Below are 20,203 nucleotides of genomic sequence, written 5' to 3'. Positions count from 1 at the left end.
GCCGGTGGGGGGCCGGGAAACCGTTCCCTCCCACAGTGCCCGCCCGCCGCCGCGCCCGGAACCCCTGCGACGGCCGCGCACGCGCCGGGGCGCGCCCCGGGCGCCGGAGCGGCGCGGGCCGTCACCCGTCCGCGTACTTGGAGCCGGCGGCCGGATCCAGGGCCAGCCGGTATCCCCGCTTGACCACCGTCTGGATCAGCTTCGGCGTCCCCAGGGCCGCGCGCAGCCGGGCCATCGCCGTCTCCACCGCGTGCTCGTCGCGCCCGGCGCCCGGCAGGGCGCGCAGCAGCTCGGCGCGGGCGACGACCCAGCCCGGCCGCCGGGACAGGGCCCTCAGCAGCGCCATGCCGGCCGGCGGCACGGGCCGGAGCTCGCCGTCCACCAGCACCGCGTGCCCCCGGATCTCCACCCGGTGCCCGGCGATCGGCAACGACCGCGCCCGGGCGGGCAGTTCCCGGCACAGCAGCTGCACGAGGGGGCCGAGCCGGAAGCGCTCCGGCTGGACGGTGTCGATGCCGCGGGCCTGCAGGGGCAGCGCGGTGACCGGGCCGACGCAGGCCGGCAGCACGTCGTGGCCGAGGGCGGCCAGCACCTCGGGCAGCAGCCCGCGCTCCTCGGCCCGCGACAGCAGCGACGCCGCGGCGGGCGCGCTGGTGAAGGTGAGCGCGTCCAGGCCGCGGGAGACGGTGGCTTCCAGGAGCCGGTCGACGGGCCCGAGGTCCTCCGGCGGCATCCACCGGTAGACGGGCACCCCCACGACCTCGGCCCCGCCGGCCCGCAGCGCCTCCACGAAGCCGGGCAGCGGCTCGCCGTGCAGCTGGACGGCGACGCGCAGACCGTCGACGCCCTCCTCCATCAGCCGGTCCAGCACCTCGGCCATGGACTCGGACGAGGGCGACCACTCCTCCGTCAGCCCGGCGGCCCGGACCGCGCCCTTGACCTTGGGCCCGCGCGCCAGGATCCGCACGTCGCGCAGCCGCGCCAGCAGGTCCTCGCCCAGCCCCCAGCCGTCGGCGGCCTCGACCCACCCCCGGAAACCGATCGCGGTCGTGGCCACGACGACGTCCGGCGCCTGGTGGACGATCTCCTTGGTGGCCGCCAGCAGCTCGCCGTCGTCGGACAGCGGCACGATGCGCAGGGCGGGGGCGTGCAGGACGGCGGCGCCGCGCCGCCGGAGCAGCGCCCCCAGCTCGTCGGCCCGGCGCGCGGCGGTCACGCCCACGGTGAATCCCGCGAGTGGACCGTGTTCTGGTCGCTGTTCCTGCTCGTCCATGGTGGCTCTCGTCCCGCACTCGAGTCGTCGTACAGGTATCCGTACGGCCGTACCTGCATGCCGGTCGAGCCTGTCAACGGCGCGTGACAGGCTCGGTTCGGCGCGATGTCGCCGGTGTTACGTCACACCTCGGCGTAGCCGAGCTGCGGCTTCGCCCCGGCGGCGACCACCGTACGGCGCCGGGAGGCCGAGCGGCGAAGGTATACGGCCCAGGTCACGGCGAAGCAGACGCCGTAGTAGGCGAGGAAGGCGACGAACGCGCCGGTGCCGGAGCCGGAGGAGAGGAACGACTGCCGGAAGGCGAGGTTGATCCCGACGCCGCCGAGCGCGCCGACGGCGCCGATGAGCCCCATGGAGGCGCCGGACAGCCGGCGCCCGTAGGAGGCGGCCGCCTCACCGGTGAGCCCTCTGGCGTGCGCCTTGGCCTGGAAGATGCCGGGAATCATTTTGAACGTCGAGCCGTTGCCCAGTCCGCTGAGCACGAACAGCACCACGAACGCGACGGTGAACAGCGCGAGCGACCTCTCCACGGAGGCGCCGATCAGGACCGCGGTCGCCACCCCCATGCCGACGTAGTTCCACAGGGTGATCCTCGCGCCGCCGTACCGGTCGGCGAGCCGGCCGCCCAGGGGCCGGATCAGGGAGCCGAGCAGCGGGCCGACGAAGGTGACGTACGCGGCCTGCAGCGGCGTCCGGCCGAACTGGTTCTGCAGCACCTGCCCGAAGGCGAAGCTGTAGCCGATGAACGACCCGAACGTGCCGATGTAGAGGAACGCCATGATCCAGGTGTGCGCGTCCCCGGCGGCGTCCCTGGCGGCGCCGGTGTCGTTCCTGACGTTCTCCAGGTTGTCCATGAACAGCGCGGCGAGGACGGCGGCCACGACGATGAGCGGGATGTAGATCCCGAGCAGCACCCGCGGGCCCCCGCCGGCCCCGATGATCGCGAGCGCGACGAGCTGGATCACGGGCACGCCGATGTTGCCGCCGCCGGCGTTGAGCCCGAGCGCCCAGCCCTTCCTGCGCAGCGGGAAGAAGGCGTTGATGTTGGTCATCGAGGAGGCGAAGTTGCCGCCGCCGACGCCGGCGAGCAGCCCGACGAGCAGGAAGGTGGAGAAGGACGTGCCCGGCTCCATCACCGCGAACGCGGCGACGGCCGGGACGAGCAGCAGGCCGGCCGAGACGATCGTCCAGTTGCGCCCGCCGAACAGCGCGACGGCGAAGGTGTAGGGGACGCGGACGACGGCGCCCACGAGCGTGACCATGGACGTCAGCATGAACTTGTCGGCCGGGGTCAGCCCGTACTCCGGCCCCATGAAGAGCACCAGCACGGACCACATCGTCCACACCGAGAACCCGATGTGCTCGGACAGCACGGAGAGCAGGAGGTTGCGCCGGGCGACCCTCTCCCCGGTCTGCTTCCAGAAGGTCTCGTCCTCCGGATCCCAGTGCCGGATCCAGCGGCCGCCCCTGCTCGGGGGTGCGGGGGCCGTGCTCGGGGCTGTCATGTCGCCTCCACGGTGCTCCGGGGCTCGGGTGTGCCTGGGGAACGGCTGAGTCCCGAAGGTAGGGAGGGCGCGTTTCCTGCCTGTGGCCCTGGGTGACCGGCAGGGAACTTTGCTCTCACCTCGGGCGGGGGCGGGATGAGAGGTCCGGGCGTGCCGTCCGCGCCGCCGCGCGGGGAGCGGCGGCACGGCGGCGCGGCGGTGCGGTGAGGCGGTGAGGCGGGGCGGCGCGGTGAGGCGGTGAGGCGGGGCGGCGCGGTGCGGTGAGGCGCGGCGCGGCGCGGTGAGGCGGCACGGCGGGGCGGTGACGAGCGGGCCCGCCCGGTGCGCCGCGGCGGCCGGTTCCGGGGCCCTCCTCACCGGTGTGCCGGTGAGGAGGGCCCCGGTGCGGGAGGCCGTGCGGTCACCGCCCGGTGTCCGTCACCCGCGGCGTGCCGCGCCCCCCGCACCCCCGCGCCCCGGTTCCGGGCCGTCCGGCCACAGGCGCGGACCGCGCCCGGCGGCCAGGTCCTCCATCCAGCCGAAGCAGAGGACGCAGCCCCCGATCAGCACCCAGGTGAAGGCCAGCACCGGCCAGGGGCTCTCCAGCAGCCAGGAGAAGTGCTGCCACAGCACGTCGATGCCCCACAGCCGGTCCCACATCGTCGCGGCCGCCAGGATGCACACGTTGTGCCACAGGTAGATCGTCACCGCGCGGGAGTTGAGGAGCGTGATCACGCGGTCCCAGCGGCGCAGGCGGCGGGGCCACTCGGCCCAGGAGGGGCTGACGTGCAGGAGCAGCAGGACCGTGGCGAAGGACCACACGCACTGCGCGAAGGGCAGGGCGTCCAGGTCGTGGCCCTCCTCGAAGCCGTGCGTCAGCGCGTACCACAGGCCCAGGCAGGCGATCGCCGGGGCCACGGAGGGGACGACGTAGCCCGGGAGGCGCTTCAGGACGCCCTGCTGGTGGGCCATGCCCAGGATCCAGCAGGCGCCGAAGGTGCTGAAGTCCGTGAGGGCGGAGGGGATCCGCTCGCCGGGCAGGGTGAGGTACCCGAACTCCAGGGCCGCCGACAGCGCGATCGGCGACAGGACCGTCGCCCACGGCAGCGCGCGCAGCGCCTTGAGCAGGAACGGGGAGAGCAGGACGTACCAGAGGTAGGCGCGGATGTACCACAGGGGACCGGCGAGGTCCGAGGCCCAGTCGTCGCCGAGCACGCCGTGGATGCCGGGCAGGCCCTCGGCGTACGGCGGGTCGCTCAGCGGCAGGATCCAGAAGGTGAGGTGCAGCCACCACCAGCCGGGGTGCCCGTCCTCGTCCGGGCCCCAGCCCTGCAGCAGCATGCCGGTCACGCCGATCGCGCCGAGCAGCCACAGCGGGGGCAGCAGACGGCGCAGCCGGCCGCGTACGACCTGCAGGGGCGGGCGTTTCAGGGAGCGGGCCATCAGGTTGCCGGCCAGGGCGAACATCACGCCCATGGAGGGGAAGACCAGCGGCAGCCACGCCCAGCCCGTGAGGTGGTAGAGGACGACGCGGAAGAGGGCGACCGCGCGCAGCAGGTCGAAGTACCGGTCGCGGACGGGCGCGCGGCGGGCCGGTCCGGCCCCGGTCCGCGCGGCCGGGTCGTCCGTGCCGGGCGGCGCGGCGGGTGCGGTCATGTGCGGTGTTTCCCGGGTCGTCGTGGGCGCGGGCGTCGCCGGCGGGTCGAAGGGCGGGGAGGGCGGCGTGCTCACCGGGCCGGCCCGCCGTCCAGGACGCGCTCGCGGGACTCGTCCCGGGTGACGGGCGGGGCGGACACCGCGCCCATCCGCCGCAGCTTCTGCCAGCGCAGCCGGCCCCCGGTGAGGGCGGTGATCCAGGACTGGAGCAGCACGACGTACATCAGCTGCCGGTAGAGGATCTGCTGCAACGGCAGCGAGATGAGCGGGGTGAGCTTCTCGCGGTCCAGGACGAAGGCGTACGCCGCGCAGGCCGCCTGCACGGCCAGCACGCCGAACCAGGCCAGGACCGTCTTCTGCGTCGGCCCGAAGACCAGGCCGTAGACGAGGAACACGTCGATGAGCGGGGCCAGCAGCGGGGCCAGGACCATGAACAGGGAGACCAGGGGCAGGCCCACCCGGCCGAAGCGGCCCGAGGGGCCCTTCTCGACGAGGGCGCGGCGGTGCTTCCAGATCGCCTGCATGGTGCCGTACGACCAGCGGTAGCGCTGGGACCACAGCTGCTGGACCGACTCCGGGGCCTCCGTCCAGGCGCGGGCGTTCTCGGCGTACACCACCCGCCAGCCGTCGCGGTGGATCGCCATGGTGATGTCGGTGTCCTCGGCGAGGGTGTCGTCGCTCATGCCGCCGACGCGCTCCAGCGCGCTGCGCCGGAAGGCGCCGACCGCGCCCGGGATGGTCGGCATGCACTGCAGGACGTCGTACATCCTGCGGTCGAGGTTGAAGCCCATCACGTACTCGATGTGCTGCCAGGCGCCGATGAGGCTGTCCTTGTTGCCGACCTTGGCGTTGCCCGCGACGGCGCCGACGCGCGGGTCGGCGAAGGGCTGCACCAGTTCGCGGACGGTGGACGGTTCGAAGACGGTGTCGCCGTCCATCATCACGATCAGGTCGTGGCGGGCGTTGGCCACACCCCGGTTGAGCGCGGCCGGCTTGCCCGCGTTGAGCTGCCGGATCACCCGGACGCCCGGCAACCGCATCGCCTCGACGATCCGCGCGGTGCCGTCGCTGGAGCCGTCGTCGATGACGAGGACCTCGATCGGGTGGTCGCTCTCCATCAGGGAACGGACCGTGTTCTCGATGCACTTGGCCTCGTTGTACGCCGGGACCAGCACCGACACCGGTTCGGTGACCGGGTGCGGGCCCCAGCGGAAGTCCGGGCGGCGGGTCCGCCGGGCGTGCAGGCCGGACAGCAGCAGCATCAGGCCGAAGCGGGCGAGGACCAGGACGCCGACGGCGGCGAGCCCGACGACCAGGATCCCGGTGATGTTCTCGGAGGCCTTGACCAGGACGATCCAGGCCCTGCCCTTCCACAGTTCGGCACCGGTGACCCGGGTGTGCGCGCTGGGCGCGTCGAGGGCCTCGGTGAGGTTCTGGAACTCGTACCCCTGGCGGTCGAGCCGGGGCAGGAACTTCTCCAGGGCCTCCACCGTCTGGTGGCGGTCGCCGCCGGAGTCGTGCATCAGCACGATCGCGCCCTTGCCGCCCTCGGGCGTGGCACGGCGGATGATCTCGTCGACGCCCGGCTTGCGCCAGTCCTCGCTGTCGGTGTCGTTGACGACCGTGAGGTATCCGCGGTCGCCGATGTACTCCGTCACCGGCCAGGTCCTGTTGTCCAGGGCGCGGGCGAAGGAGGAGTAGGGGGGCCGGAACAGGGAGCTGCGGATGCCGGCCGCGCCCGCGAGCGCGAGCTGGTTCTGGGACAGCTCCCAGTCGATGCGCTTTCTGGACTGGTAGGAGAGGTCGGGGTGGTTGAAGGTGTGCAGCCCGATCTCATGGCCCTCGTCGACCATGCGGCGCACCAGCTCCGGGTGGCGGGAGGCCATCGTGCCGGTGACGAAGAAGACGGCGTGCGCCCGGTGTTCCTTCAGGACGTCCAGCACCTTCGGCGTCCAGACGGGGTCGGGGCCGTCGTCGAAGGTGAGGACGATGCGGTGGTCCGGCACGCGCAGGCTGGTGGTGCGGTCGCCGCGGGTGTCGATGACCGGGCCGCCCTCGAGGATCTCCTGCGGCACCTTGTCCTTGGCCGCCGGCGGCTGGACCCGGTGGTCGGCCAGGATCTCGCTGTGCACGAAGCCGCGCAGCAGGAGCATGGCCGTCAGGGCGACGAGGACGAGCACCGGCAGCAGCAGGCGCATGGGCAGGCGGCGGCGCCGGAAGCCGGCGCGGGCCGCGGTCGCGGGCCCGGGACGGCGGGTGCGGGATGCCATCAGAGGACGTGCTCCGGGGAGGGTGCGGGGGCGGCGGGCGGGGCCGGCTGCCCGGCGGGGCTCTCGGCGGCGGGCGGCGGGGTGGCCTGGCCGCCGGCGACCGTGCCGGTGCCGTCGCTGCCGCCGCCGTCCGGGGTGCCGGTCGGGCCGGTCGTGGGTTCGGCCGTCGGGGTCGGTTCGGGGTCCGGGGTGGCCGACGGGTCCGCCGGCTCGGTCGGCTTCGTCGGAGCCGGGTCGGTCACGCCGCCGCCGGACGGCTTCGGGGTCGCCGGCCGGACCGGGGCCGGGGCGGGGTCCGGGTCCGTGCCCGGCCCGGCGGGGTTCGCGGTGACGCCGGGCACGGTGGCGGCGGCGCCCGGCGGCGGGGTGGTGGCCGTGCCGGTGGGGGGCGTGCCGCCCGGCGCGGTGGTGCCGGTGCCGGCGGGCGGCCCGGACCGCGCGGGCCGCGGCGGGGTGTCGACCTGGCCTGCGGGCCGGTCGTCCTGCTGGCCCGGCACGGGCAGCCAGGGCGCGTCGGAGTTGCCCGACAGCATCGTGGCGACGATGACGACGGCGTAACCCGCGCAGGCGAGGGCCACGGCCATGCCGATCCGGCGGAAGCGGCGGCTGCGGCGGCCGGAGGCGTCGACGAAGACCGGCCCGTCGGAGGAGGACGCGGGTCCGGCGCCCGGTGCGCCGCCGGCCCGGCGCACGAACCCGTCGCCGAGCTGCACGGCGTCGAGCTGGACGGTCACCTCGTGCGGGTCGTGGGTGTGCCCCGCGGTGCCGGCGTCCTGCTGCCAGGGATCGCGGACGTCACGGACGGCGGGGCGGCCGGCCGCCGGGAGGGGGCGGGTCCCGCCCCCGAGGACTTCGGTGTCCGGGCTCCCGGTGGCGGCGGGGGCCGCGCCGGACACGGAGGAGAGCACCTCCGTGGCGGCCTCGCCCTCGCTCTGCCGGGGGATGCCCGGCAGGAGCCGGGTCTCGGCGGCGGAGGCCAGGCGCTTCGCCGCGCCCGCGGCGTCCCCGTCCGCGGGGACCGCGCCCTCGGGCAGGACCTGTGTGTCACCGCGGTCCCGGCCTCTGCCGCCGGCCGGGATCTCCTTGGTGGCGGATGCGGCCTCGGGCCACACTCGTTGGGCGTCTTCTCGCCAATTTTTCACGCGCGCACTTCCCCCCACGGGACGTTCACGGGTACGCATGCGACGTGAGCACCTGCCGCCGGAACGGGCCCCCACCCGTTCCTAGCGCCCCGTTTATCACACTGTGCTCGGGCGTCGAATGTAGCGCACGCGGAGGATGTGTGTTTGCACTGTGCCGATTCGTATCAGCCACGAGACGACATCCGGACCTCAGGAAGACATGGACAGATCATCCATGGCCGGAATCCATCCCCCGGTGGGCCGCCGCAGCCACCCCTCCTCGGCCGCGACCTGAGCCGCCGCCCGTCGAAGCGCGTCGAGCGCGGGGTGCGCCAGCCCTTTGCGCCACACCAGGGACACCGGCGACAGCGGGACCGGGTCGACCAGGGGCCGCAGCACGGTGGAAGGCAGCGGCGGGAAGTCGACCACCGCGAGGATCGGGTGACCGGTCCTCGCCATGATCCGCTGGAACTCCTCGTCCCCGACGGCCAGCGGCACGGGGGGCGCGAGCTCGATGCCCCGCCCCTCGAACAGCAGCCGCGCCAGGTCGGTCCACTCCGGGGTGCGCGGGTTCCCGGCGCCGGCGTACACGGTCTCACCGGCCAGCGCGGCCAGCGGCACCTGCGCCAGGGAGGCCAGCGGGTGGTCCTCGGGCAGGACGACGGCCATCGGCTCGTACCGCACGGGCTGCCGGCACAGGCCCGCCCGCAGCGCCGGGGGCAGGCCCGCGTACCGGCCGAACGAGGCGTCCAGGCGACCCGCGAGCAGTTCGCCGGCGGCGCCGGTCAGGCCGCTCTCGTAGCGGGCCATCAGCTCGTGCTCGGGGGCGAGTTCGCGGGCCCGGTGCAGCACCCGGCGCGGGGTGGCCAGGCCCGGGGAGTTGAGGTCGACCAGCAGCGGCCGGGCCTGCCCGAAGGCGGCGAGCAGCTCGTCCTGCGCCTGGAGCACGCGCCGGGCGTGCGGCAGCAGCCGCTCGCCGTCGGCCGTGAGCGTCACCTGGCGGGTGGTGCGGACGAACAGTTCGGCGCCGAGCTCCCTCTCCAGGCGCCGGACGTCCCGGCTGAGCGCCTGCTGGGCGACGTACAGGCGCGCCGCGGCCCGCGTGAAGTGCAGCTCCTCGGCGACCGTGACGAAGGCGCGCAGGAGGCGGGGGTCGAGGTGGGCGCGTGTCGGGGGTGTGCCGGGCATCCGGCGAACTTACAACGGGAACGCGTGAATCGGTACCGAGCAGGTGTTGGACCCCTTGATCCCCCGGGGGCGACGGTGGACGCATGCCGCAGCCGACCCCGCCACCGACGTCCCCCACGCCCCTGCTCCTCACCGTCACCGGCGACACCCTCGTGGCCGCCGACTTCAGTCCCCGTGTCCGCCGTCGCCCGCCCGGCCCGTACCGCCGTCTCCTCGCCCTGCCGGGCGCCCGGGCCTTCACGCTCGGGAACCTGATCGCCCGGCTGCCGATGGGCATGTTCAGCGTGAGCGCGGTCGTCATGATCGCCGGTGCGCGCGGCTCGTACGCCCTCGCCGGCGCCGTCACGGCGACCGGGCTCGCGGCGACCGCGGTGGCCGGCCCGTGGACGGCGCGGCTCGTCGACCGCCACGGCCAGGCCCGGGTCGCCGTGCCCGCCACCGCGCTGGCCGCCCTCGGCTCCGTCGCGCTGGTGCTGTGCGTGCGTCACGGGGCGCCGGACTGGACCCTCTTCGCCGCGTACGCCGCCACCGCCACGACCCCCAACACCGGCGGCATGTCCCGCGCCCGGTGGGCCCACCTGCTCAAGGGCGACCCCGGGGCCCTGCACACCGCCAACTCCTTCGAGCAGGCCGTCGACGAGCTGTGCTTCATGCTCGGGCCGGTGCTCGCGGCCCTGCTGTGCGGGGCGTGGTTCCCGGAGGCGGGCACGCTCGTCGGCGCGGCGCTGCTGATGACCGGTGTCCTGCTGTTCGCCGCGCAGCGCTCGACCGAGCCGCCGCCCCGGGGGCGCGCCGGGACCGCCGGGCCGCCGCTGCGCGCGCCCGGCATGCCGCCGCTGCTGGCCGTGTGCCTGGCGACGGGCGCGGTGTTCGGGGCGATGGAGGTCGTCACCATCGCGTTCGCGGACGCACAGGGCCACCGGGCGGCGGCCGGTGTCGTCCTCGCCCTGCAGGCGGCCGGCTCCTGCGCGGCCGGCCTGGTGTACGGGGCGATCCGGCCGGCCGGGCCCGCGCGGGAGCGGCTGCCCTGGTGCGTGGCCGCGATGACGGCCCTGCTGACCCTCCCGCTGCTGGCCGCCGCCCTGTCCGGCTCGCTCCCGCTGCTGGCCGGCGCGCTGCTGGTGGCGGGGATGGCGACCGCCCCGACGATGGTGACCACCATGACGCTGGTCCAGCAGTACACCCCCGGCGACCGTCTGAACGAGGGCATGACCCTCGCGGTCACCGGCCTGCTCGGCGGCATCGCCTGCGGCAGCGCGCTCGGCGGCTGGACGGCGGAGCACGCCTCGGCCGCGGCGGGCTTCGGCGTGCCGGTGACGGCGGCCGCGGTGGCGCTCCTGCTCGCGCTGGCGTCGGCGGCGCGCCGCTGAGCGGGCGCCGGAGGACGCCCGCGGCGGCCCGCGTCCGGCGCCCGGTGACGGCGGCGGGGCGGGCCCTGCGCCCCGGTCGCCCCGTCGAATCGCTTCACCGATTCTCGCGCGACCCATTGACGGTCCCACGACCCGCGCATACCTTCCCCCGTCGAAGCGCTTCGATGCCGCGTGTCGAACCGTTCGACGACACGTGTGGTGCCCGACCTGCCCATCCGGCTCCCCTGGAGGCACGGGATGTTGACGGTACGAAGGCGTGCGGTGGCGGCGGCGGTGATCCTGGCCGGAGCACTGCCGGCGACCTCCTGCGACGCCCCGGACCTCATGGAGGACGACAAGGGCGACGCGACGGCGGGCCTGCTCCCCCGGCAGGGCCTGCTCACCGATCCGACCGCCGAGGCCGCCGGGCGCGGCTGGGACCGGAGGACCGCCCCGGGCGTGCGCACCACCAGCGTGTACGACACCGACGGCGTCATGGGCTCCGGCAAGTGGTAGGGCGTGTCCGGCCACGCCGAGTACGCGCTGGTCCACTACGACAAGGACCTGTTCGAGAGGTACGGCCGCCCCGGGCCGGGGACGTTCGCCGAACTGACCGCCGTGATGGACGCCTTCGTCGAGGAGGGCGTCACCCCGCCGGCCGACGCGGGCGCCGAGTACACGGCCCAGCAGTACCTGTGCCAACTGGCCCTGGGGTCGTGACGGTCCGCGTGCACGCGCCGCTGCCCGGCGTCACCGGCGTCGCCCTCACCCGCTTGGGCGGCGGGCGCGAGGTGCGGGCGCGGGCCGGTACCGGTGTCCTGGCGCCGGAGCCGGGCCGGTGGTGAAGATCACGGACGTGGCGCGGCGCGCCGGGGTCTCCCCCAGTACCGTGTCCTACGCGCTGAGCGGCAAGCGCCCGATCTCCCGGGAGACCCGGCTCCGCGTCGAGGCGGCCGTCCGCGAGCTGGGCTACCGGCCGCACGCCGGCGCCCGGGCCCTGGCCGGCAGCAGGTCGAACGTACTGGCGCTGGTGGCCCCGCTGCGCGCCGGGACCCACGTGCCGGTCGTGATGCAGTTCGCGGTGTCGGTGGTGACCACGGCCCGCCGGTACGACCACGACGTCCTGCTGCTCACGCAGGAGGAGGGCGAGGAGGCGCTGCGGCGGGTGGCGGACACGGCGCTCGTGGACGCGCTGATCGTGATGGACGTCGGACTCCAGGACCCGCGGCTGCCCTTGCTGCGCTCCCTGGGGCGGCCGTCCGTGCTGATCGGCCTGCCCGCCGAGCCGGCCGGGCTGACCTGCGTCGACCTCGACTTCAGGGCGGCGGGCGAGGTGTGCGTGGAGCACCTGGCGCGGCTCGGGCACCGGGTGGTGGCGCTGGTCGGCTCGCCGCCGGAGGTGTACGTACGGCGGACCTCGTACGCCCGGCGGCTCGTACAGGGCTTCACGGCCGCCGCCGACCGGCACGGGCTGTTCTGCGCCGTGCACCCCTGCGGGACGGGCCCCGGTGCGGCCCGCCGCATCGCCGAGCGGCTGCTGCGCGAACAGCCCGCGCTGACGGGTGTCGTGGTCCACAACGAGCCGCTCCTGGAACCGCTGATCGACGCCTTCGAGCAGCTCGGGCGGCGGGTGCCCGGCGACCTGTCCGTCACCGCCGTCTGCCCCGGCGAACTCGCCGCCTCGCTGCGCGTCCCGGTCACCTCCGTCGCCCTGCCGTCCGCCGAGGTGGGCGAGCGGGCGGTGGAGCTGCTGATGGGCAAGCTGGGCGGCACGGCCGTACCGGAGGCGACCCTGCTGGCGCCGCGGCTGACGCGGCGGGCGAGCACGGCACGGCGGGCGCCCGCGTGACGGGGCCGGGACCGGCGCCCTCCTGCCCGGGGGAGGACGCCGGCACCGGCGGGCGGGCGGCCCGGCAGGTGAGGGGCCGCACGGACGCGTGCCCGGTGCCGGACGGCGGTCCGCGTCCGCCGGCGCTCACCCCGCGCCGGCCCGCGGGTGCGCGGGCCGGGTCAGCCGAGCCCCCAGGCCCGCCCGAGCCGGTACGCGGCGCACAGGTCCACGTCGAGGGCGTACGCCCCGGCCGTACCGCACTGCTCCGGCCCGCTGCCGGGATCGACGGGCTGGCCGTGCCCCATGCCGGTGAGGGCGTACGTCTCGACGACGGCGTCTCCGGCCGGGTTGCGGAAGACCTGGTGGGGATGCCCGCCCACGGTGTCGGTGGTGTCCGCCGTCGGGTCGGCTCCGTGGACGTCGGTCCACTGCTCCACCAGGTCCGTCATGGTGGCGGGTGTGACGGTGCGGTCGGCGGTGCCGTGCAGAACGGTGAGCCTGGGCCAGGGGCCCGGGTGGCCGGGCCGCGCGGCCCGCACCCGGTCGCCCCACTGCCGGGGCGTCTGGGTGGCGCCGACGTACATGCACACGTACGGCGACCCGGCGGCCTGCGCGCACCCGTAGGGCAGCCCGGCGACGATCCCGCCCGCCGCGAACTTCTCCGGGTACGCCGCCATCATCACGGCGGTCATGCCGCCCCCGGCCGACAGCCCGGTGACGTACACCCGCGACGGGTCGCCGAGGACGTCGGCGAGCTGCCGGTCGACCATCTGGGCGACGGACGCGGCCTCGCCCCGGCCGCGCTGGATGTCCCCGGTCTGGAACCAGTTGAAGCAGGACGAGGCGTTGTTGGCGCTCTGCTGCTGCGGCAGCACGAGCGAGAATCCCCACCGGTCGGCGAGCTGGAGCCAGCCGCTGCCGGTGCCGTACCCGGCGGCATTCTGCGTGCAGCCGTGCAGGGCGACGACGACGGGGCGCCCGGCGGGCAGCCCGTCGGGCACGTAGCGGATCATGCGCAGGGCGCCCGGGTTGGAGCCGAAGCCGGTGACCTCCTGGAGGGAGGCGGCGGCGGCCCGGCCGGGGGTCAGGAGGGTGGTGATCAGGGCGGCCAGCAGGGTCGCCAGGAGGATGCGGCGGTCTGCCGCTCTGGTCTGGGTCATGGGGAGGGACCGTAGAAGCCTGAACGATCCCTCGGTATGTTCTCGGACCCCACAAACACAACGAGGGCCCGGTGGCGCGCAGCCACCGGGCCCTCAACATGGAGATTGTGGAGATGGCGGGAATCGAACCCGCGTCCAACGGTGTGGAACCAGGGCTTCTCCGTGTGCAGTCCGCTTCGCTTTTCTCGGCCCCGGAGATCACGCGGACAAGTCTCCGACGGGCTCAGTCACTGTGTGGTTTCCCTCTTCACCCCGTGACCGGGATCGAGGTTTAGTTCCCTAGCTGATGCCAGGATCCGGGTCGGGAACAGCCCCGGGCTGACACTCCCTTAAGTAAGGGGCAGTTGCCTAGCTACCTGAGATCAGGCAGCGAGGGCGAACTGCGTCGCCTTGGGAGAATCGCTCTTGATAGTGGCGATTATTTTTTTCGGCCTGTGGTTTACGAGATCATGGCCGCTTCCTCGACACGCTTCCCCTGCTTCGACAGCCGCTGTCGAAACCGATCATCCCCATGTTGATTTCTCAAGGTGCGCACCCGCTGTGAGGTGCAGGTGCCATCTTACGTGACCGACGTCCGTCGGTGCCACCGTGTTTCCGGCGGTCACCCGTCGTCGTACCGGGTCCAACGCGGCCCGGCCCCGGCACATTCCCGGCCCGGCGCGCTAGGCGCGGGCCTTGCGGCGCACCGCCGACATGGCGCGCTCAGCCTCGCGCCGGTCCTGCTTCTCACGGAGGGTCTGGCGCTTGTCGTACTCCTTCTTGCCCTTCGCCAGCGCGATCTCGATCTTGGCCCGGCCGTCCTTGAAGTACAGCGCCAGGGGCACGATCGTGTGACCGGTCTCCTGGGACTTGGACTCCAGCTTCTCGATCTCGTGGCGGTGCAGCAGCAGCTTGCGCTTGCGGCGGGCGCTGTGGTTGGTCCAGGTGCCCTGGCTGTACTCCGGCACGTGCACGTTGTGCAGCCAGGCCTCGCGCCCGTCCATCTGCACGAACCCGTCGACCAGCGACGCCCGCCCCTGGCGCAGCGACTTCACCTCGGTCCCGGTGAGGACCAGACCGGCCTCGTAGGTGTCGATGATGAGGTAGTCGTGCCGCGCCTTCTTGTTCTGGGCGATCAGCTTGCGCCCTTTTTCCTTAGCCATAGTGCCGCCCATTTTCGCACTGCGCGGGGGGTGCGGGGGAAGTCGATTAACGCGGCTCCCCGGGGCCGCCGGCGGGGCCCCCTATGCCGCTCAGGACCGTCCCGGCCTGCTGCAGGGCGTCCTCGCCGGCCTCCAGGTCGGGCGTGATGCCGCGGCCGTCGACGCTGCGGCCGGAGGGGGTGCGGTAATGGCCGACGGTGAGCTCGGCGACGGAGCCGCCGGGCAGCCGGCCCGGCATCTGGACCGAGCCCTTGCCGAAGGTGCGCGACCCCACCACGATCGCGCGGCCGCGGTCCTGCAGGGCCCCGGTGAGGAGCTCGGCCGCGCTCATCGTGCCCCCGTCGACGAGCGCGACCACGGGCCTGGCGGTGTCGCCGCCGCCCTCGGCGTGCAGGGCCCGCTGCTCGCCCTCGACGTCGTAGGTGGCGACGAGACCGCCGTCGAGGAAGGCGGAGGCGGCGGTGACGGCCTCGCCGACCAGGCCGCCGGGGTTGCCCCGCAGGTCGAGGACGATCCCGGCGCCGGCCGGGGCCCGCCGCACGGCGCCGCGCACCCGGTCCCCGGTGCCCTTGGTGAACGCGGCGACCTTGATGACGGTGACCCCGCCGGCGAGTTCCCGGACGGTGACCGGCTCCGTGGACAGGCGGGCCCGGCGCAGGGTGACGTCCCACACGCGCGTGCCGCGCTGCAGGCCGAGGCGGACGGTGGTGCCGGCGGGCGCGTCGGTGGTGTCGCCCCGCAGCAGGGAGACGACCTCGGTGACGGGCCGCCCGTCGACCTCGTGCCCGTCGACGCTGCGCAGCCGGTCGCCCGCGCGGATCGCGGCCTCGGCGGCGGGCGACCCGGCCCGCACCCGCGTCACCTCGATCCGGCCGTCGCGCTCGCGCCGCGCCCACAGGCCGACGCCGGTGTACCGGCCGTCGAGGGCCTCCTCGAACTCCTCGTACTCGTCCGGGGAGTAGACGGCGTCCCACCGGTCGCCGCTGCGGCTGACGGCGCGCCGCGCGGCCTCCACGGGGGACTTCCCCTCGGCCATCGCCTCCTCGGCCGCCCTGGCGACGTCCGCGTGGCGCCCGGCGGGGACGGCCGCACGGACCGCGTCCGGTGCGGACTTCCGGTCGGCCTCGGGGAGGGTGCCGGTGGCGGCACCGGCGACGAGCACACTGGTGAACACGAAGGTCAGGGCGGCCCCGCGGCGTAGGCGGCGGGGCTGACAGAACAGGTCACGACCTGACATGCCGGTGAGTCTAGGACAACGCGAGGGGCCGTACGGCGCGTTGACCGCACGGCCCCTCTTGGCATGCGTCACACCTTCAAGTACTTGCGCAGCGCGAAGAACGCGGCCAACGCGGGCATCAGCACGCTCGCGGCCAGGATCAGCGGGAGCTTGGTGACCACGGCGTCCCAGCCCACGAAGTTGATCAGGTTCAGCTTCGAGGACAGCGCCATGCCGTGGTCGATCGTGAAGTACCGGCCGACCACCAGGAAGAGGCACGCCAGGCAGCCGCCGATGAGTCCCGCGACGGCGGCCTCCATGATGAACGGCGCCTGGATGTAGAAGCCGGAGGCGCCGACCAGCCGCATGATCCCGGTCTCCCTGCGGCGGCTGAACGCGGAGACGCGGACGGTGTTGACGATCAGCAGCAGCGCGACGACCAGCATCAGCGCCATCACGCCGAGCGCCGCCCGGTTCATCAGGTTCAGCAGCTCGAACAGGTTGTCCAGGATGCCCTTCTGGTCCTGCACCGACTGCACGCCGTCCCGCCCGTCGAAGGCGGTCGCGATGACCTGGTACTTCTCCGGGTCCTTCAGCTTGATGCGGTACGACTCCTGCATCTGGTCCGGCGTGAGGGAGGCGGCCAGCGGCGAGTCGCCGAACTGCTCCTTGTAGTGCTTGTACGCCTCGTCCTGCGACTCGTGGGTGACCTTGTCGACGACCGACATCTTCTCCAGGTCGGTGCGGATCTGCTTCTTCTGGTCCTCGGTGACCGCGCCCTTGGCGCAGCTGGGGTCGGACTCGGCGTCGCTCTTGTTGCAGAGGAAGATCGAGACGTTGACCTTGTCGTACCAGTAGCCCTTCATGGTGTTGACCTGGTCGCTCATCAGGAGCGACCCGCCGAACAGCGCGAGCGACAGGGCGACGGAGACGATGACCGCGAAGGTCATCGTCAGGTTGCGGCGGAGACCCACACCGATCTCCGACAGGACGAACTGGGCGCGCATGGCGTCTGGTTATGCCTTTCCGTGGAGCGTCTTCAGACGGCGGTCAGTGCTGGTAGCCGTAGACGCCGCGTGCCTGGTCGCGGACGAGGCGGCCCTTCTCCAGCTCGATGACGCGCTTGCGCATCTGGTCCACGATGTTCTGGTCGTGCGTGGCCATCACGACGGTCGTGCCGGTCCGGTTGATCCGGTCGAGCAGCTTCATGATGCCGACCGAGGTCTGCGGGTCGAGGTTGCCGGTGGGCTCGTCGGCGATCAGCAGCTTGGGCCGGTTGACGAAGGCCCGCGCGATGGCCACGCGCTGCTGCTCGCCGCCGGAGAGCTCGCCGGGCATCCGGTCCTCCTTGCCGCCGAGCCCGACGAGGTCGAGCACCTGCGGCACGGACTTGCGGATCTCGCCGCGCGACTTGCCGATGACCTCCTGCGCGAAGGCGACGTTCTCGGCGACCGTCTTGTTCGGCAGGAGGCGGAAGTCCTGGAAGACCGTGCCCAACTGGCGGCGCATGTGCGGCACCTTCCAGTTGGACAGGCGTGCGAGGTCCTTGCCCAGGACGTGCACCTGCCCGTGGCTGGCCCGCTCCTCGCGGAGGATCAGCCGCAGGAAAGTGGACTTTCCGGAGCCGGAGGACCCCACGAGGAACACGAACTCGCCCTTCTCGACCTCCAGGGAGACATCCCTGAGGGCGGGGCGGTTCTGCTTGGGGTAGACCTTGGAGACGTTGTCGAATCGGATCACGGATGCACCACGGGTCGCCGGGGGTAGATGAGCGTGACCATACGCGAACCGGGGAGGACACCGCAGTCACCGACCGGTGTTGTGGGAAGGTTGTGCGCATTTGTGGTGACGCAGGAGTGTCATCCGAGGGGTACGGGGTATCGCGCGCCCGGCCGTGTGCGCCCCGCGGCCGGTGCGTGGCCGGGACCGCCTCCGTGACGGTGCCCCGCGCAGCCTCCGGAGGAACCTGGCACAGTGGAGGGGAACGTTCGCGCCCCCGCGAGCGTTGAGACACAGGGAACCGGTGCAAGGAGGGCGAAGCGCATGACGTACGACCGGCTGGTGTGCGCGAACTGCGCGGCGCCCGTGAGCGAGGGCCGGTGCCCCGTGTGCCGGGCGAACCGCGAGCGGCTGCAGCAGGAGAACTTCTTCGCGGGGCTCACCCCTGTGACGCTGATCGCACTGCTGGCCGTGCTGATCGCGGCCGTGGCCCTGCTGGCCCACCAGAGCGCGTAGGACCGTACCGGAAGGCCGTACGAAGCCGCCTCCTCCCGGGGGACGACGGGCATGACGAGGGGCCCGGAGCGATACGCTCCGGGCCCCTCGTCGCGTACGGGCCGTACGCGGGCGGCTACCCTCAGGCGGCCGCGCCGCCACGGCCGCCCATCAGGCGCGGAAGCACGCGGAAGCCGACACCGCCGGCGATCATCGTCGCGGCGCCGACCACCAGGAAGGTGGTCTGCGCGGCACCGGTCTCGGCGAGCTCCTCACCGCTGCCCTGGGCCGACGTGCCGGCCGCCGGGGTAGTGTCCGAGCCGGTGTCGGTGAGGGCCGACGAGCCCTGCTCCTGGGTGGAGGTGCCGGAGCCGCCGTCCGGGTCGGCGGCGTTGCCGCCACCGTTGCCGTTGCCACCGCCGTTGCCGGGGGCGGTCGGCTCGACGGTCGGCTCCTCGGGCTCGGTCGGCCCTTCGGTCGGCTCCTCCGTCGGCTCCTCGGGCTCGGTCGGCTCCTCCGTCGGGTCGGTGGGCACGTCCGTCACGGGCGGGTCGGTCGGGACCTCGGTCGGCGGGTCGGTGGGGACCTCCGTCGGCGGGTCGGTCGGGGTCGGCGACTCGTCGGCGCACAGTACGCCGAGCAGGCAGTCCTCGGACTCCGTGGCGGATGCCGCGCCCGCGGCGGTCAGCGAGGCACCGGCCGCGATCACGGCGCCGGCCGCGATGCGCGCGACGCGGATCCGCGTCTTCTTGGTCATGGGTTGCTACCCCCAGTAGCTGAATCGTCAGTGAGGCGGCGCCCGGGGCCGTGATCGACGGAGGTAGCTGCAGTGGAAGCCCCCCGGTTCACATGCGCCCCAGAGATACGCATGCCACGCTTCACCCTTCCCACTTTTCAAAGCAACGTCAAGGCCGTTGCGTGCGCGATGCCCAAGTACGAGCGTTTTGCGGGATGTTGGAGCCTGTGAGTGTGATGTAAAACCCAGACATCCGGCGCGGAGCCGACAGGGGGCCCGGAACGCGACAAGGCAACTGCCGCCAGGAAGGCGGCAGTTGCCTTGTCGACAAAACGTTCTTCGCGCTTCGCGCCGTTGCCCGGTGCTGCCCGGTGCTGCCCGGTTACTTCTCCCGCTGCTTGCGCCAGCGGATCCCGGCCTCGAGGAAGCCGTCGATCTCACCGTTGAACACGGCCTCGGGGTTGCCGACCTCGTGCTCGGTCCGCAGGTCCTTGACCATCTGGTACGGGTGCAGCACGTACGAACGCATCTGGTTGCCCCAGGAGTTGCCGCCGTCGCCCTTGAGGGCGTCCATCTTGGCCTGCTCCTCCTGGCGGCGCCGCTCCAGCAGCTTGGCCTGGAGCACGTTCATCGCGGTGGCCTTGTTCTGGATCTGCGAGCGCTCGTTCTGGCAGGAGACGACGATGCCGGTCGGGAGGTGGGTGATGCGCACCGCGGAGTCCGTGGTGTTCACGCCCTGGCCGCCGGGACCGGAGGACCGGTAGACGTCGATGCGCAGCTCGGACTCGTCGATCTCGACGTGGTCGGACTGCTCGACGACGGGGAGCACCTCGACACCGGCGAAGGAGGTCTGCCGGCGCCCCTGGTTGTCGAAGGGCGAGATGCGCACGAGCCGGTGCGTGCCCTGCTCGACGGAGAGGGTCCCGTAGGCGTAGGGCGCCTGCACGGCGAAGGTGGTCGACTTGATGCCGGCCTCCTCGGCGTACGACGTCTCGTAGATCTCGGTCTTGTAGCCGTGCTGCTCGGCCCACCGCAGGTACATCCGCTGGAGCTTCTCGGCGAAGTCGGCGGCGTCGACGCCGCCGGCCTCGGCGCGGATGTTCACCAGCGCCTCACGGGCGTCGTACTCGCCGGAGAGGAGGGTGCGCACCTCCATCTCGTCCAGCGCCTTCTTCACGGCGGCGAGTTCGGCCTCGGCCTCGGCCCGGGTGTCCGGGTCGTCCTCCTCCTCCGCCATCTCGAACAACACGGCGAGATCGTCGATCCGCCCGCGCAGCGCCTCCGCCTTCCTGACCTCGGCCTGGAGGTGGGAGAGCTTGCTGGTGATCTTCTGCGCCTCGTCCGGGTTGTCCCACAGGGACGGCGCGGCCGCCTGCTCCTCGAGCACGGCGATGTCTGCCCTCATCCTGTCGAGGTCCAGAACGGCCTCGATCGACTCCATGGTCGAGGAGAGGGACTTGAGCTCTTCGGATACATCGACGACTGCCACGCATCCAGCGTAACGGCTCCGCCGGCCGGCGAGCGCCGGGCCGCCGGCGCCCGGACGGCGGGCCCCGGCGGCCG

Annotated in this window: 17 protein-coding genes, 1 other RNA gene and 1 pseudogene; 5 read left to right on the top strand and 14 right to left on the bottom strand. The window is 73.4% G+C overall.

All coding sequences use genetic code 11. From position 1 onward, the window contains the following. Positions 1–121: 121 nt before the first annotated feature. From AB0L29_RS10020 to AB0L29_RS09995, 6 genes are all read right to left on the bottom strand, one after another. Positions 122–1,273 carry a uroporphyrinogen-III synthase gene (locus tag AB0L29_RS10020; RefSeq protein WP_365825270.1) on the bottom strand — a complete coding sequence of 384 codons (1,152 nt, stop codon included), beginning with the start codon at positions 1,271–1,273 and terminating at the stop codon, positions 122–124. Between the two features lie 122 nt (positions 1,274–1,395). Beyond that, positions 1,396–2,778, bottom strand: a complete 1,383-nt coding sequence (locus AB0L29_RS10015; protein WP_365825268.1) for a nitrate/nitrite transporter — start codon at positions 2,776–2,778, stop codon at positions 1,396–1,398. Between the two features lie 417 nt (positions 2,779–3,195). After that, the gene (locus tag AB0L29_RS10010) at positions 3,196–4,413 is read right to left on the bottom strand and encodes an acyltransferase (RefSeq protein ID WP_365825266.1); all 1,218 of its coding nucleotides are present in this window, start codon (positions 4,411–4,413) and stop codon (positions 3,196–3,198) included. Between the two features lie 71 nt (positions 4,414–4,484). After that, positions 4,485–6,683: a glycosyltransferase gene (locus tag AB0L29_RS10005; protein ID WP_365825264.1), complete on the bottom strand. Its 2,199-nt coding sequence runs from the start codon at positions 6,681–6,683 to the stop codon at positions 4,485–4,487. Further along, entirely contained in the window at positions 6,683–7,825 is a 1,143-nt protein-coding gene (locus AB0L29_RS10000) for a hypothetical protein (RefSeq protein ID WP_365825262.1), read from the bottom strand. The genes AB0L29_RS10005 and AB0L29_RS10000 overlap by 1 nt, the downstream gene beginning before the upstream one ends. 189 nt (positions 7,826–8,014) lie before the next feature. Next, positions 8,015–8,992, bottom strand: coding sequence for a LysR family transcriptional regulator (locus AB0L29_RS09995; protein ID WP_365825260.1), 978 nt, complete (start codon positions 8,990–8,992; stop codon positions 8,015–8,017). An 83-nt stretch (positions 8,993–9,075) separates the two neighbouring features. Between AB0L29_RS09995 and AB0L29_RS09990 the strand changes: the two genes are divergently transcribed. From AB0L29_RS09990 to AB0L29_RS09975, 4 genes and pseudogenes are all read left to right on the top strand, one after another. Then, complete coding sequence (locus AB0L29_RS09990; protein WP_365825258.1) at positions 9,076–10,362, top strand: MFS transporter; 1,287 nt, start codon at positions 9,076–9,078, stop codon at positions 10,360–10,362. 237 nt (positions 10,363–10,599) lie between these two features. Beyond that, a pseudogene (locus tag AB0L29_RS09985) lies at positions 10,600–11,052 on the top strand (hypothetical protein); the annotation flags it as partial. A gap of 5 nt (positions 11,053–11,057) precedes the next feature. Then, entirely contained in the window at positions 11,058–11,186 is a 129-nt protein-coding gene (locus tag AB0L29_RS09980) for a hypothetical protein (RefSeq protein WP_365825256.1), read from the top strand. After that, positions 11,180–12,190, top strand: coding sequence for a LacI family DNA-binding transcriptional regulator (locus AB0L29_RS09975; protein ID WP_365825254.1), 1,011 nt, complete (start codon positions 11,180–11,182; stop codon positions 12,188–12,190). Before AB0L29_RS09980 ends, AB0L29_RS09975 begins: the two co-directional genes overlap by 7 nt. Positions 12,191–12,351: 161 nt before the next feature. On the opposite strand, the gene AB0L29_RS09970 is transcribed toward AB0L29_RS09975, so the two are convergent. The 6 genes from AB0L29_RS09970 to ftsE all read right to left on the bottom strand — a co-directional run bounded on the left by AB0L29_RS09970 (position 12,352) and on the right by ftsE (position 17,430). After that, positions 12,352–13,332, bottom strand: a complete 981-nt coding sequence (locus tag AB0L29_RS09970) for a PHB depolymerase family esterase (protein WP_365825252.1) — start codon at positions 13,330–13,332, stop codon at positions 12,352–12,354. Positions 13,333–13,437: 105 nt separating this feature from the next. Then, positions 13,438–13,843: a transfer-messenger RNA gene (gene ssrA, locus AB0L29_RS09965) on the bottom strand. A gap of 151 nt (positions 13,844–13,994) precedes the next feature. Then, positions 13,995–14,474 carry an SsrA-binding protein SmpB gene (gene smpB, locus AB0L29_RS09960; protein WP_365825250.1) on the bottom strand — a complete coding sequence of 160 codons (480 nt, stop codon included), beginning with the start codon at positions 14,472–14,474 and terminating at the stop codon, positions 13,995–13,997. A gap of 46 nt (positions 14,475–14,520) precedes the next feature. Further along, the gene (locus AB0L29_RS09955; RefSeq protein WP_365825248.1) at positions 14,521–15,711 is read right to left on the bottom strand and encodes a S41 family peptidase; all 1,191 of its coding nucleotides are present in this window, start codon (positions 15,709–15,711) and stop codon (positions 14,521–14,523) included. A gap of 68 nt (positions 15,712–15,779) precedes the next feature. Continuing rightward, positions 15,780–16,697, bottom strand: coding sequence for a permease-like cell division protein FtsX (ftsX, locus tag AB0L29_RS09950; RefSeq protein ID WP_365825246.1), 918 nt, complete (start codon positions 16,695–16,697; stop codon positions 15,780–15,782). Between the two features lie 43 nt (positions 16,698–16,740). Next, positions 16,741–17,430, bottom strand: a complete 690-nt coding sequence (ftsE, locus tag AB0L29_RS09945; protein ID WP_190202671.1) for a cell division ATP-binding protein FtsE — start codon at positions 17,428–17,430, stop codon at positions 16,741–16,743. A 303-nt stretch (positions 17,431–17,733) separates the two neighbouring features. Here ftsE and AB0L29_RS09940 point away from each other — a divergent pair, with 303 nt between their 5' ends. Then, entirely contained in the window at positions 17,734–17,925 is a 192-nt protein-coding gene (locus AB0L29_RS09940; protein ID WP_365825245.1) for a hypothetical protein, read from the top strand. 121 nt (positions 17,926–18,046) lie between these two features. Here the strand turns inward: AB0L29_RS09940 and AB0L29_RS09935 are convergent, their stop codons facing one another. Together AB0L29_RS09935 and prfB are read right to left on the bottom strand one after the other, a co-directional pair. Further along, positions 18,047–18,661 carry a hypothetical protein gene (locus tag AB0L29_RS09935; RefSeq protein ID WP_365825243.1) on the bottom strand — a complete coding sequence of 205 codons (615 nt, stop codon included), beginning with the start codon at positions 18,659–18,661 and terminating at the stop codon, positions 18,047–18,049. Positions 18,662–19,022: 361 nt separating this feature from the next. Beyond that, entirely contained in the window at positions 19,023–20,129 is a 1,107-nt protein-coding gene (prfB, locus tag AB0L29_RS09930) for a peptide chain release factor 2 (protein WP_365825241.1), read from the bottom strand. Between the last annotated feature and the right edge of the window lie 74 nt (positions 20,130–20,203).

Origin of the sequence: Streptomyces sp. NPDC052701, from assembly GCF_040678355.1 — a bacterium.
Taxonomy (GTDB): domain Bacteria; phylum Actinomycetota; class Actinomycetes; order Streptomycetales; family Streptomycetaceae; genus Streptomyces.
This window is presented reverse-complemented; position numbering and strand designations above follow the sequence as displayed.